The sequence below is a fragment of the Streptomyces montanus genome, from assembly GCF_005786655.1.
Classification (GTDB): Bacteria; Actinomycetota; Actinomycetes; order Streptomycetales; family Streptomycetaceae; genus Streptomyces; species Streptomyces sporangiiformans.
Map to the genome: position 1 here is coordinate 20,031 of NZ_VBZC01000035.1, position 13,198 is coordinate 33,228.

A 13,198-nucleotide genomic window follows, 5' to 3' on the forward strand; every position below is an offset into this window, starting at 1 on the left:
GGTGGGTCAGCGGCTGGGGTGGCTCAGCAGCTGGGGACGGAGCCGGTGCCCTTCTCCAGCGCCCGGAGGGAGTCGACCGTCCCCTTCAACGTCGTCACCGGAATCAGCCGCAGCCCCTTCGGCAACTCCGACTTCGCGTCCGAACACTCGGCCTTCGGTACGAGGAAGACGGTGGCGCCGTCACGCTTGGCGGCCTGGGTCTTGAGGGCGACACCACCGACCGGGCCCACCGTGCCGTCGGCGTCGATGGTGCCGGTGCCCGCGATGGCGCGGCCACCGGTCAGGTCGCCGCCGCTGCCGTCACCGTTCAGTTTGTCGACGATGCCGAGCGAGAAGAGAAGTCCGGCGCTGGGGCCGCCGACATCGGCGAGCTTCAAGGTCACCTTGATGTCGCCCGAGTCCTTGCCGAGGTAGTCCAGGGCGGCCTCCGTAGCCGTGTTCTGGGACTTCCGCATCTCCTCGGCGTTGTGCTCCTCGATCTCCTTGACGTTGTCGCCGGTCGGGTAGACCGAGTCGCGCGGCATCACGGCCCGGTCGGTGTCGAACCAGCCGTCGATCACGTCGCTCAGCCTCACGTCCGCGTCCGGGCCGGTCGCCTCGATGGTGGTCATCCGCAACTGCCCCGTCGTCTCCCGGGTGGCCGCGCCGGAGATCGTGATGATCGGATCCCCCTTGTTCTCCCCCAGGACGTTCGCCGTCATCCCGGGCTGCGCCACCGAGAACGGCAACGGCGCGAACACCGCCGTGGCCAGCAGAGCCACGACAGGCAGAGCACGCACGGCAAGGGCCTGGGGACGCGAGAAACGAAAGAGCACGAAATCAATCTAACGCGACGACGACTTCCGGCCGCGCCCCCGGTCACCGGGCCCCTTCAGGGCCACGGGGACCTGCGCCCCATAAGGGCCACGGGGACCTGCGCCCCGTAAGGGGCGCGAGGAACTGCGCGACCAGCCACACACGGCCGGCAGTTTTCAGCACCACACCACCCAACCGCCCACACCAGCACCGAGCACCCGTGCAGCCAACGTCAGCGCAAGCAAAGCTCAACTGCTCAGACCAAGCGTCAGCGCAACGCGTCAGCGCAGCGCCTCCGCAACCTCCTTCGCCGCGTCCACCACCCGCGGCCCCACCCGCTCCGGGACGGAATCCGCGAGCATGACCACGCCCACGCTCCCCTCCACCCCGGTCACCCCGACGAGCGGCGCGGCCGCCCCGCTGGCGCCGGCCTCCAGCTCCCCGTGCGTGAGCGTGTATCCGGGATCCTCCACGGACCCGGTCGCGGCCCGCGCGGCAAGGATCGCCCTGCCCGCGGCACCCCGGTCCAGCGGATGCCGGAACCCGGTGCGGTACGCCACGTGGTAATCGGTCCACGTGGGCTCGACCACGGCGACGGCCAGCGCTTCCGTCCCGTCGACGAGGGTGAGATGGGCCGTCGCCCCGATGTCCTCGGCCAGCGACCGCAACGCGGGCAACGCGGCCTCACGCACCAGCGGATGCACCTGCCGGCCAAGCCGCAGCACCCCGAGCCCGACCCGGGCACGGCCGCCCACGTCACGGCGGACGAGCGCGTGCTGCTCCAACGTGGCGAGCAGGCGGTACACGACGGTCCGGTTCACCCCGAGCTTGTTGGACAGCTCGGTGACGGTCAGTCCGTGGTCGGTGTCGGCGAGCAGCTTGAGGACGCGCAGTCCCCGGTCGAGCGTCTGAGAGGTTTCCGCGGTCACGACGCCCACTCCTTAGTGGTGAGAGTCGACGGCCCCCTCTGCGGCGGATGCGTCACCTGTCCCACCGGCGACGCGCGTCAGAAGCCGCCGGTCGGCAAGCGTCCCGGGTCACTCCCGGGCGGGCACCGGCTGCGCTCCGCGGCGGCGCTGCCACGGGGCGTGTGCGTAGCGGGACAGTAGCGACCAGGTTCGCTGAGCGGAAGACTCCGTCCAGAATCCGGGCAGTGGCCGACGTGAGGTGCTTCGTTTGTCCGGATACGCCCCGCACACACCCCACACCGCACGCCGTTCACGCACTACGCGAGCGCCGGTGCCGCAACCCTCGTTGCGACACCGGCGCCCTCGATCCCGTACGAACATCACCGCACGGCCGTCACCGCACGGCCGTCACCGCATGCGGGTGGCCCACTCCTGCACCTTGGCGATCCGCTGGCGCAGTTGGCCCGCCGTCGCCTCCGCGCTCGGCGGCCCGCCGCACACGCGCCGCAGCTCGGTGTGGATCACACCGTGGGGCTTGCCGCTCTGGTGGACGTACGCGCCGACCATGGTGTTGAGCTGCTTGCGCAGTTCCAGCAGCTCCTTGTGCGTGACGACCGGACGCCGCTCGGCGGGCAGTTCGAGCAGATCCGCCTCGTCGTCGGGCTTCTTGCGGCTGTGGGATATCTGACGCGCCTGCCGCTTCTGGAGCAGGAGTTGGACCTGGTCGGGTTCGAGGAGGCCCGGGATGCCGAGGTAGTCCTGCTCCTCCTCGCTCCCCGGATGCGCCTGCATCCCGAACTCGGCGCCGTCATACAGCACCCGGTCGAAGACGGCGTCGGACTCCAGCGCCTCGAACGGCAGCGTGTCCTGCTCACCGGTGTCCTCGTCCTGCTCCCGGTTCGCCTCCTCCATCTCCTTCTCGGACTCGGCGTACGGGTCCTCCTCGCTCTCCTTCTTGGGCTTGTCGAGGGCGTGGTCGCGCTCGACCTCCATCTCGTTGGCGAAGGTGAGGAGGTCGGGGACGGTCGGGAGGAAGACGGAGGCGGTCTCACCGCGCCGCCGGGACCGTACGAAGCGTCCGACGGCCTGCGCGAAGAAGAGCGGCGTGGAGATGGTGGTCGCGTACACGCCCACGGCCAGCCGGGGCACGTCCACGCCTTCGGACACCATGCGGACGGCGACCATCCAGCGGTCGGTGTTGTGGCTGAACTCGTCGATCCTCTCGGAGGCTCCGGAGTCGTCGGAGAGGACGAGGGTCGCCTTCGAACCGGTGATCTCGCGGATCAGCTTGGCGTACGAGCGTGCCGAGTCCTGGTCGGAGGCGATGACGAGGGCACCCGCGTCCGGGATGGCCTTCCTGACCTCGGTCAGCCGCTGGTCGGCGGCGCGCAGCACGCTCGGCATCCACTCGCCGCGCGGATCGAGGGCGGTGCGCCAGGCCTGGCTGACGGCGTCCTTGGTCATCGGCTCACCGAGGCGCGCGGCGATCTCGTCGCCCGCCTTCGTACGCCACCGCATATTGCCGCTGTAGGAAAGGAAGATGACGGGGCGGACGACGCCGTCCCCGAGCGCGCTGCCGTATCCGTACGTGTAGTCGGCGGCGGACCGCCGGATCCCGTCGTTGCCTTCCTCGTACGCGACGAAGGGGATGGGGTTGGTGTCCGAGCGGAACGGCGTACCGGTGAGCGCGAGGCGGCGGGTGGCCGGCTCGAAGGCTTCGAGGCATGCCTCGCCCCAGGACTTCGAGTCGCCGGCGTGGTGGATCTCGTCGAGGATGACCAGGGTCTTGCGCTGCTCGACGCGGTTGCGGTGCAGCATGGGCCGTACGCCCACGCCCGCGTAGGTGACCGCGACCCCGTGGTACTCCTTGCCGAGCGGCCCCGCGCTGTACTCCGGGTCCAGTTTGATCCCGATCCGCGCCGCGGCCTCGGCCCACTGCTTCTTCAGATGCTCGGTCGGCGCGACCACTGTCACCTGCTGCACGACATGGTGGTGCAGCAGCCACGACGCGAGCGTCAGCGCGAAGGTGGTCTTCCCGGCGCCGGGCGTGGCGACGGCGAGAAAGTCACGCGGCTGCTCCTGGATGTACTTCTCCATCGCCCCCTGCTGCCAGGCACGCAGCTTGCCGGCCGTACCCCAGGGGGCACGGCCGGGGAAGGCGGGAGAGAGATGATGCGAGGAGTGGGTGTTGGCGGCGGTGGTAGTCACGATCTCCGGGTGGGGTTGAGCGGCTCGTCTCCGTATGACAACCGGGCCACCCTACCGGCGGCCCGATCCCCTCAACGCGCGGACTCCGCCGGGTCACCCGCGGATGGGATCGAGCTCACAGAGAGCGCCAGGGATCAGCGCGCGAATCGCGGCAGCTGGGCGGCGATCTTCGGAACGTCCAAGGCCCCCTGGCAGACGTCGAGTACGAATGCCTCGGCCTCGTCCACGTCGAAGTCCGCGTCTAGTGGGTGGCCGTTCATGTGCAGAAAGACCCAGGTGGCATACCAGGCGATGCGCTTGTTCCCGTCGACGAGAGCGTGATTGCGGGCGAGCGACTCCATCAGTGCCGCCGCCTTCTCCCAGACGTCCGGATATGCGTCCTGTCCGAACACGCTCGACTGCGGCCTGGCCTGCGCCGAGTCCATTAGCCCGTAGTCGCGCACCTCGTCCGCCCCGAGCCGCTTCGCGAGGTTCAGCAGCTCGGGCAGCGTCAGGTAGTGCATCAGGCGAGCCTCCGGTTCAGCTCGGCGCTCGCCTTCAGCACGTGCTCGGCCGCTTCATTGAACAGCCGCGAATGCTCGTTTATGGCCGAGATCACGGCGTCGTGAGCGAAGGCCTGCATGCTGCGCCCTTCGGCTGCCGCACGCTCGCGCAGCGCATCGAGCTCGTCGTCCGTAAACCGCAGGTTCAGTCCAGCCATGCTCCGACGGTACTACCTGGTACCGCCCGGTGTCACCTGCAATCGACCCGCACCCGCGTAGTCACCCAAGCCCCCACCAACGCCACCCCCGCCATCGGCAGGAACACCGCCGTGAAAGCCGCCGGATGTGAGCCGGAGGCCGCCGTGGCCGTGTGCGTGACCGTGCCGCCGCCCAGGGCCGCGAAGGCGGCCCCGCCCGCCGCCAGCAGAAGGACGTTCGACAGGCCGTCGGAGATCTGAAGCGCGGCGGAGTTGGCGCCGGCCTCCTCCGGGGCGGAGAGGTGGAGCAGGAGCACGCTGGTGGCGGAGATCACCAGCCCCATCCCGAAGCAGCCGAACCCCCACGCCACGGCCAGGGTCCACACCGGTACCGCATCGATCAGCACGCTCGGCGCGGCGGCGATCGCCAGCGCGACGAGCACCATGCCGATAAGCATCAACCACTCCCGGTACGGCTCCGCCCGCGCCCTGGACTGCACGAAGGAACCCAGTGCCCAGGTGGCCCCGCCCGCCGCGAGCGAGAACCCGGCGAGCGTCGGCGAGAGCCCCCGCTGGGTGACCAGCATCAGCGGTACGAAGGACTCGGCCGCGACGAAGGACCCGGCCGCGATCCCCCGCAGCAGCACCACGGACGGCAACCCGCGCGCCGCCCGGTACGTCCCGGGCGGCAGCAGTCCCAGCACCGCCGGCACCAGGAGGGCGGCCCCCACACCGGCCGGCAGGACGGAGAGCCACCGCACGCTGTCATCGGACACAGCCTGCGCGGCGTACTGCAGCAGCCCCGCGCCCAGCGAGATTCCCAGCGCCAGCCGGATCCGTCGCCGGTCGAAGGGCACGGCCACGGCGCCCTTCGTCGGCCCGGACGCCCGCCGCCGTATCTGTGGCAGGGCGAGCGCCAGCGGGAACACCACCAGGACCGGGATCCCGACGAACACCCACCGCCAGCCGAGGTGTTCGGTCACCGAACCGGCGGCGAGAGGCCCGACCACGGACGGGATCACCCAACTCGCCGCGAACGCCGCCAGGATCGACGCCCGCAACCGCTCCGGATAAGCCCGCCCCACGACCACGTACAGCGCGACGATCACCAGCCCGCCGCCCAGCCCCTGCACCGCTCGTCCGAGGACGAACAGCCACATCACGCCCGCCGTCCCGGACAGCATCAGCCCCGCCGCGAACGACGCGATCCCCGCGGTCAGCGACGCCAGCGGCCCCTGACGGTCGGACCACTGCCCGGCCAGCACCATCCCGAACAGACTCGTCGTGAAGTACGCCGAGAACGCGAACGCGTACAACGCGACTCCGTCGAGCTCCCGCGCCGCCACCGGCATCGCGGTCCCGACCGCCGTCGCCTCGAAGGCGATCAGCAGTACGACGGAGACGATCCCGATGCTGAGCGCCCGGTAGGGGCGGCCGAGCACGCTGTCGTCGGTGCCGGGTTCGTCGTGGGTGCCGGGTTCGGCCGGCGCGGTCGGGGTGGTCGCAGGCGGGTTGGCCGCAGAGTCGGCGTCACTCGGTTCCAGGGCGGACATGCCCGCCAGCGTAAGGGGCATGATCCCTCTTGGCCCCTGTCGCGAGACGGTGATCGTCTGCGACCTTGGTCGTACGTCCTTCCTCGTCCGCTCTTCCCGTGTGAACGCGGCATGGCAGCCTCATTGCAGCCCCGGCCGATTCCTTGAGCCCCTGCCCCACACGGCCTACGGTCGATGTCATCGAGTTCGGAACAAGCTTCGGAAGAAGCGAACTGTTCCCAACCCGGCCGTGTGCCCGAGTGGTTGAGGGGCTCGCCTGCAAAGCGAGTTACGCCGGTTCGATTCCGGTCACGGCCTCTGGCCCGTTCGCCCCGTGCAGCAGCCACAGGGTGAACGCGAGCATGGATATGTCGGCGTTGAGCGGCCGCAGCCAGGCGTCCGGGGCGGACCACTCGTGGAGCGCGCCGGTCCTTCCGTCGACGAGGAGGTCCGTGACCTCGGCGCGGCGACCGAGGCTCCCGAGGCGGATCAACCGGTCGGCTCCGTCGGGGAGTTGGCCCCGTTGCCCCTCGGTGATCAGAACCGGACCCGTCCACTCGGCCGCGTAGTGCTCGGCGAGGGTCGACAGCGGTACGTCCATCTCCAGCTGGAAGATGACGCCGTCCTCCGGAAGGCCCGTTTCCCTCAGGAAGCGGCGGGTCGGCTCGTGCGTGAGCGTGCCCGGGAAGTCGACGTCCTCGAAGCGCATGATCCCGCCCGCCCCGAACTCCTCGTCGAGCAGCCGCCCTGGCAGGTCGAGAAGCAGACCCGTGCCCGCGTGCGTGACACACGGATCCAGCTCGCCGAACCCGTAGTCGGTCGGCGTCAGCATCCCCGTACCGGCCGTACCGGCGTCAGTCGTCGTCCTCATGGCTCCCCCGCGCATGTGATCGCATCGTGCTTCCCCAGCGGGGAACAGCCCGCCGCCCAGCGGCAGCTCCCCACTGATCGAAAACCTTACGCCGCCCCACTGACAACGCCCCAAAACCCCAAGCCCAGCGCCAGCGCCGGCCTGGCGTCCACGAGAAGACCCGCACCCTGGGGTGCGGGTCTTCTGGTCTGCCGTGGTCAGTCCTGCTGGGCGCCTGCCGGCAGCGTGCGAAGCTGCATGGTCGACGCGGTGCTGGTGCCGAAGCCGTAATCCAGCATCTTCGCGGCGTCGGTGTAGCGGTAGGCGTCGTTGAGGACGACGCCGATGAGGGTCCTGTCGCCGCGGGTGGCGGAGAAGACCAGGCAGGGCCCCGCCGGGGTGCTGGTGCCGGTCTTGATGCCGGTGGCCCCGGTGTAGGAGCCGAGCAGTTTGTTGGTGTTGTACCAGGTGTAGGTACGGGTACCACCGGTGCTGGTGGTCGCGTAGCGCACGGTCTTCTGCGTCTTGACGACGGAGCCGAACGTCGAGTACTTCATCGCGCTGCGGGCGAGCTTCGCCAGGTCGCGCGGGGTGGTGTAGTTCTGGCCGGTCGTCGAGATGCCGTCGAACGAGTCGAAGTGGGTGTTGGTCAGGCCGAGGTCGACGGCCTTCCTGTTCATCTTGCCGATGAACGACTTGACCCGGGCTGCGCGGGTGTCACCGGTACCGAAGGTGTCGGCGAGGGCGTACGCGGCGTCGCAGCCCGAGGGCAGCATCATCGCGTACAGCAACTGACGGACCGTCACACGGTCGCCGGTCCTCAGGTCGGCGGTGCTGGCGCTCTTGGCGGCGACGTAGTCGCGGTAGGCCTGCCGGACGGTGACCTTGCGGTCGAGATCGAGACCGGTCTGGCTGAGGACCACGCGGGCAGTCATGATCTTCGTCGTGCTGGCCATCGGCCGCTTGGTGTCGGCGTACTTGCTGTACAGCCTGGTGCCGGTCGCGTTGTCCAGCAGGAAGGCGCCCTTGGCGCTGACTGTGGGCGCGGTGGCCGCCTGCGCGGGCGAGGCCATGGGTACGACCGCAAGTACCGTACCCACGGTCACGGCGACACCCGCGGCCTTGCGCACCGTCATCGCGCCGGATCTTCGTGTATCCACCCCTCGGCGAACACGCCTGATCTTGTAGAGAGTTGTCAATTTGAATGCTCCGAATTCGCACCAAATAGGCATGGAAGCCTCAATTGCAGGCACGGCAGTGCTTGCTAGCTCACATGACTCACGAGAGCGAGGAAGGTTGCGCAGGTCGCGGCATGATTCTTTGGCGGCCGGGCCGGCCTGGTGACCACGGGCTTCCGGCCCGTCACTGCCCGGTCGTCACCACCGCGGCCTGCGGCCGGATCGGCAGGCGGTTGACCGGGCGCCCCGTCGCCGCCCGTACCGCGGAGGCGATCGCCGCCGGGGAGGTCACCACCGGCACCGCGCTGACGGCCTTGGCGCCGAAGGGCGCGACCACGTCGCGTTCCTCGACGAGCTTGACGATGCGGATGGCGGGGGCGTCGAGGGCGGTGGGCAGCGCGTAGCCGGTGAGGTCGGGATGGCGGACCAGTCCGCGCGCGGTGCGGAGGTTCTCCGTGAGGGCGGCGCCGACGCCCTGCGTGACACCGGCCTCGATCCGGGCGGTGAGCTGCGCGGGGTTCAGTACGCGCCCCACGTCCTGGGCGAGAGCCAGCTCCACGACACGCACGGAGCCCAGCTCGATGTCGACGTCGACGACCGCGCGGATCGCGCAGAAGGCGAGCCCCACGAAGGCGTCGCCCTGTCCCTCGGCGTCCAGCGGCTCCGTGGGGTGCGGGCGGCACTGCGCGGTGGCCCACAGCTCCTTGCCGTCCATCGCCTCCGTGACAGTGGTCGACAGCACACCGTCGTACGAGGTGATCTTGCCGTCGGTGATCTGGAGCAGCTCGGTGGACATCCCGAACTTGTGCGCGAGGGGCTGCAGCAGCTGCGTACGGACCATCTTGGCCGCCCGTTCGACCGCGCCGCCGGACACCCAGGTGTGGCGGCCTCGGCAGCTCGGTCCCGCCGTGGGCTGATCGGTGTCCACGGAGGCGACGTGCACCTCTTCGATGCCGAGCGTCTCCTGGACGATCTGCCGGGCCAGCGTGGTGAAGCCCTGGCCGGTCTCCACGGCCGCGCAGAGCACCGTGGCGACGCCGTCGTGGACCTTCACGGTGGCCGTCGACACCTCGTCCGCGCCCTCGGCGCCGAGCATGTGGACCATGCCCACGCCGTAGCCGACGCCGCGGCGCACCGCACCCGGCTCGCCCGCGCCCTCGGGGCCGCCCGGGAGCAGCCACTCCTCCTCGGGGGTGTCCTTGGGGAGAGGGGGCAGCGGGAAGTCCCGTACGGCCTCCAGCAGTTCGGCCACGGGAGCCGGGCAGGTCACCGTCTGGCCGGTGGGCAGGACGTCCCCTGTGGCCATCACGTTGCGCAGGCGCAGCTCCGCCGGGTCGATGCCCAGCTTCCTCGCCAGCTTGTCCATCTGCGCCTCGTAGGCGGCGCACACCTGCAGGGCTCCCTCGCCGCGTACATGACCGGAGGGCGGGTTGTTCGTGCGGACGGCCCAGCCCTCGATGAAGGCGTTCGGGACGACGTACGGGCCGCAGGCGAACGAGACCGCGGCGGCCAGCGCGTCCGACGACGTGTCCGCGTACGCGCCGGCGTCGAGCAGGATCTGTGCCTCGACCTTCACCAGCCTGCCCTCGGCGTCCGCGTGGTGGCGGTAGCGCAAGAGGGTGGGGTGGCGGTGGACGTGCCCCAGGAAGGATTCTTCGCGGGTCGCCGTGAACTTGACCGGGCATCCGGTCTTCAGGGCGAGCAGTCCCAGGGGGAGTTGGAAGCCCTGGTCCTCGCGGTCGGCGGCGGCGCCGGGCACGCCGGTGACGACGACCTTCACGCGCTCCGGCTCCAGGCCGTAGCAGGCGGCGGCCGTGTCGCGGTCGGCGTGCGGGTCGGTGGAGGCCAGATAGAGCTCGACCCCGCCGTCGGGGCGGGGCACGGCGAGGCCCGCCTCCGCGCCGATCGGGGCGGGATCCTGGCGGCCGATGCGGTACAGACCCTCGACGACGATCTCGCCGCCCGCCTCGGAGTCGCCGTGCCGCAGCGGGATGTGGCGGATCAAGTTGCCGTCGGGGTGCAGGGGGTCGGCCTCGAAGGCCTGCTCCGGGTCGGTCACCGGGTCGAGTACTTCGTACTCGACGATGACGGCGGCTGCGGCCATCCGCGCGGTGTCCGGGTGGTCGGCGGCGACGGCCGCGATGGGCTCCCCGTGGTGGCGTACGACCTCGGAGGCGAACACCGGGCGGTCGGCCGTTCCGCGGCCGTACAGCGCGGCGCCCGGCACGTCCTCGTGTGTGACGACGGCCCGTACGCCGGCCATCTCGCGCGCGTGGGTGGTGTCGATCGACACGATGCGCGCGTGCGGGTGCGGTGAGCGGAGCACGGCGGCCCACAGCAGGCCCTCGGCCCACAGGTCCGCCGCGTACGGGAAGGTGCCCTCCGTCTTGGCGCCCGCCTCAGCGGTCGGCAGGGACGCGCCGATGCCGTGCGTCAGATGGTCCGGAGCGGGACCGGCCTCCACGGTGGTCGCGGTGGCGGTTTCCTTGCTCACGCCTGGCCTCCGTCCTGGCCGTAGGGCTGCTCACGCGGCTCTGAGGACTCGTACGCGCTGGGGTTGACGCTTCCCGCGCCGGGGCCCGCCTGGCGCGGGATACGGGCCTCCTCGGCGTCCGGGGCGGACTCGGCGGCGGCGTGCGCCGCACGCTCGGCGACGACTTCGCGCACGGCGTCCAGGACGCCCCGGTAGCCGGAGCAGCGGCACAGGTTGCCGCACAGCGCCTGGCGGGTCTCCAGCTCGGTCGGGGCCGGATTGCCCTCGAGGAGGTCGTGCATGGTCATCGCCATGCCCGGCACGCAGAACCCGCACTGCACGGCGCCGCACTTGGCGAGCGCCCGCTGCACGTCCGAGGGCTGCCCGTCGGCGGCGAGCCCCTCGACCGTGCGCACCTCGCTGCCGGCGGTGGTCACGGCGGGCACCAGGCAGGAGGCCACGAGCCGCCCGTCCACCTGCACGTTGCAGGCCCCGCACTCGCCCTGCGAGCAGCCGTCCTTGGCGCCGGCGAGTCCGAGGCGCTCACGCAGTACGTAGAGCAGCGATTCGCCGATCCAGGCCGCCGTCACGGGCCTGTCGGCGCCGTTCACCCGCAGCACGAACGAGGCCAGGGGGTGATCGTCGTGCGGGGCGGTGCGCTGGGAGTCGTCCGCCGCGGACTCCTCGGCGGCGCCTTCCGGGGCTTCCCGCGACTCCCTCGGGGAGGCGGCTTCGGGCTGATCGGCGGCCCGTTCGTCCGCGGGCGCCGGAGCGCCGTGACCCGCGTGTGCCTCCACCGGCTCTTCGCGCTCTGCCGAGTCGGGCTCCGCGGAGTGGCGCTCCACAGGGTGGTGATCCGCGGAGTGACGCTCTACGGAGTGGTGCTCTACGGAGACGGCGATTTCGTCGGCGTGCTCTCCGGAGACGGCGATGATCTCGGCGGCCTCGTGCCCGTTGCGGCCGGCCGCCGGGTTCTCGGCGTGGTGAGCGGCCTCGTCCGAGGGTGCCCGCTGTTCGGGAGCGGAGTGATCCGGAACCGAGTGTTCTGGAGTCGCGTGTTCGGGAGCCGAGTGTTCCGGAGTCGGCTGTTCCACGGCGGGCTGCGCCCAGGAGTCCTGGGCCCATGGCGCGGGCGCCCCGCCCGGCAGCGTGGCCGGAGGGGTACCGCCCCACTGCTCTACCAGGGACGACGTCGTGAACTCGCCGGACTCGTCGGGCAGGTCACCGTCGGCGACGGGAATGGACCACTCCCCGGTGACGTCGTGGCCCGGCGCGCCTCCATCCTCGTGGGTGGGTTCCTCGAAGGTCCACTGACCGGTGGTCACCGGGTTGTACGCGAAACCGTCGTAGGCGGACTGGCGGTGCTCTTCGGGCAGCGCGTTCGGGTCCGGCCACCGCACCTCCTGAGGCTGCCCGTCGGCCGCCCCGGAATGCGCGGGCCACGACCCGGCGGCCGCCGGGTCGGTCCCCGCGTCCGGAGCGGGCGTGATGTGCGGTGGCACGTAGCCGTGGCCGGGAGCGGCGAGCGGGGACTGGGCCAGCAGCGCGTCCACGCCCCCTTCCGGGAGCTGGACGAACGCGGTGGCACCGTCGTCGTAGTCGCCCTGGGGCAGCGGGTCCCAGCGGCTGCCCGCCTGAGGAGTGCCCTCCTGAGGCATGTCCTCTCCGTGCTGGTCGTCGGTCACGACAGTGCCCTCCCCAGTGCTCGTCGGGCCAGTGCGGCGACGGTGCGCCGCAGATGCAGTACAGCGGGCGGCAGCGGCTGCACGGAGCCGTCCTCGGCGGGGACCGGGTCGGGGATGCAGGCCGCGGAGACGTACTCCCCGAAGGCGGCCAGCGCCTCGGGCGCGAGCGCGCGGTTGTTGTCCCAGTCGATCAGCGAGGCGACCCACTGCTCGGCCTCCAGGGGCCGCAGCGGCATCGGCGCTATGGCGCCCACGGCGCACCGCACTCCGCGCCGGGCGGGGTCGAGGACGAGCGCCACGGACGCGATGGCGCGCCCCGGGCCGGTCCGTCCGGTCGCCTTGAGGAAGACCTGCGGCGCATGCAGCAGGGGCACGCGCACGTACCCGATGAGTTCGCCGCCGCGCAGCATGTCCACGCCGGCGAGCAGATGCGAGACGGGGACCTCACGGCGGGCGCCGCCCGGGCCCGCGATGATGAGCGTCGCCTCCAGGGCTGCGAGCACCGGAAGCGCGTCCCCCATGGGGGCGGCCGACGCGATGTTGCCGCCCAGGGTGCCCGCGTTGCGGATCTGTGGGGGCCCCGCGGCTCTCGCGGCGGCCGCGAGAGCCGGAATGAGGGCCGCGAAGTCCGGGCGCCCCATACGGGCGTGGGTGAGGCCCGCGCCGAGCAGCGCGTGGCCGTCCAGGTACTGCCAGCCACGGATCTCGCTGATCCGGCCGAGGCCGACGAGCGCGGCGGGCCGCAGCTGCCCGGAGTTGACAGCGGTCATGAGGTCGGTGCCGCCGGCCACGGGAACGGCGGCCGGCATGGCGGCGAGTGCCGCCACGGCCTCGTCCAGCGAGGCGGGCAGCGTCACGGCCTGCGCCGCCTGCGGTGCGTGCGTGGTCAA

General features: G+C 71.3%; 10 protein-coding genes, 1 tRNA gene and 1 pseudogene. 1 reads left to right on the top strand and 11 read right to left on the bottom strand.

Annotated elements, in window-relative coordinates:
- Window positions 1–23: 23 nt before the first annotated feature.
- The 6 genes from FE633_RS28240 to FE633_RS28265 all read right to left on the bottom strand — a co-directional run bounded on the left by FE633_RS28240 (window position 24) and on the right by FE633_RS28265 (window position 6,143).
- The gene (locus tag FE633_RS28240; protein ID WP_138048006.1) at window positions 24–815 is read right to left on the bottom strand and encodes a S16 family serine protease; all 792 of its coding nucleotides are present in this window, start codon (window positions 813–815) and stop codon (window positions 24–26) included.
- A gap of 261 nt (window positions 816–1,076) precedes the next feature.
- Window positions 1,077–1,724 (bottom strand): IclR family transcriptional regulator, encoded by a 648-nt coding sequence (locus FE633_RS28245; RefSeq protein ID WP_138048007.1) that lies wholly within the window; start codon window positions 1,722–1,724, stop codon window positions 1,077–1,079.
- A 387-nt stretch (window positions 1,725–2,111) separates the two neighbouring features.
- Entirely contained in the window at window positions 2,112–3,911 is a 1,800-nt protein-coding gene (locus FE633_RS28250) for a DEAD/DEAH box helicase (RefSeq protein WP_138048008.1), read from the bottom strand.
- 134 nt (window positions 3,912–4,045) lie between these two features.
- Window positions 4,046–4,414 carry a type II toxin-antitoxin system death-on-curing family toxin gene (locus tag FE633_RS28255; RefSeq protein ID WP_138048009.1) on the bottom strand — a complete coding sequence of 123 codons (369 nt, stop codon included), beginning with the start codon at window positions 4,412–4,414 and terminating at the stop codon, window positions 4,046–4,048.
- Window positions 4,414–4,611 carry a hypothetical protein gene (locus tag FE633_RS28260; protein ID WP_138048010.1) on the bottom strand — a complete coding sequence of 66 codons (198 nt, stop codon included), beginning with the start codon at window positions 4,609–4,611 and terminating at the stop codon, window positions 4,414–4,416. The genes FE633_RS28255 and FE633_RS28260 overlap by 1 nt, the downstream gene beginning before the upstream one ends.
- Before the next feature lie 32 nt (window positions 4,612–4,643).
- Window positions 4,644–6,143, bottom strand: coding sequence for an MFS transporter (locus tag FE633_RS28265; protein WP_138048011.1), 1,500 nt, complete (start codon window positions 6,141–6,143; stop codon window positions 4,644–4,646).
- Window positions 6,144–6,368: 225 nt separating this feature from the next.
- On the opposite strand from FE633_RS28265, the gene FE633_RS28270 reads away from it, so the two are divergent.
- Window positions 6,369–6,440: transfer RNA gene (locus FE633_RS28270), tRNA-Cys, on the top strand.
- Here the strand turns inward: FE633_RS28270 and FE633_RS28275 are convergent.
- From FE633_RS28275 to FE633_RS28295, 5 genes and pseudogenes are all read right to left on the bottom strand, one after another.
- Window positions 6,433–6,894, bottom strand: a pseudogene (locus FE633_RS28275) (SUKH-4 family immunity protein); the annotation flags it as partial. The gene FE633_RS28270 and the pseudogene FE633_RS28275 sit on opposite strands and share 8 nt — an antisense overlap.
- A gap of 296 nt (window positions 6,895–7,190) precedes the next feature.
- The gene (locus FE633_RS28280; protein ID WP_138048013.1) at window positions 7,191–8,108 is read right to left on the bottom strand and encodes a D-alanyl-D-alanine carboxypeptidase family protein; all 918 of its coding nucleotides are present in this window, start codon (window positions 8,106–8,108) and stop codon (window positions 7,191–7,193) included.
- A 226-nt stretch (window positions 8,109–8,334) separates the two neighbouring features.
- On the bottom strand, window positions 8,335–10,644 hold the full coding sequence (locus tag FE633_RS28285) for a xanthine dehydrogenase family protein molybdopterin-binding subunit (RefSeq protein WP_138048014.1): 2,310 nt from the start codon (window positions 10,642–10,644) through the stop codon (window positions 8,335–8,337).
- Entirely contained in the window at window positions 10,641–12,308 is a 1,668-nt protein-coding gene (locus FE633_RS28290) for a 2Fe-2S iron-sulfur cluster-binding protein (protein WP_138048015.1), read from the bottom strand. Before FE633_RS28290 ends, FE633_RS28285 begins: the two co-directional genes overlap by 4 nt.
- Window positions 12,305–13,198, bottom strand: coding sequence for an FAD binding domain-containing protein (locus FE633_RS28295; RefSeq protein ID WP_138048016.1), 894 nt, complete (start codon window positions 13,196–13,198; stop codon window positions 12,305–12,307). Before FE633_RS28295 ends, FE633_RS28290 begins: the two co-directional genes overlap by 4 nt.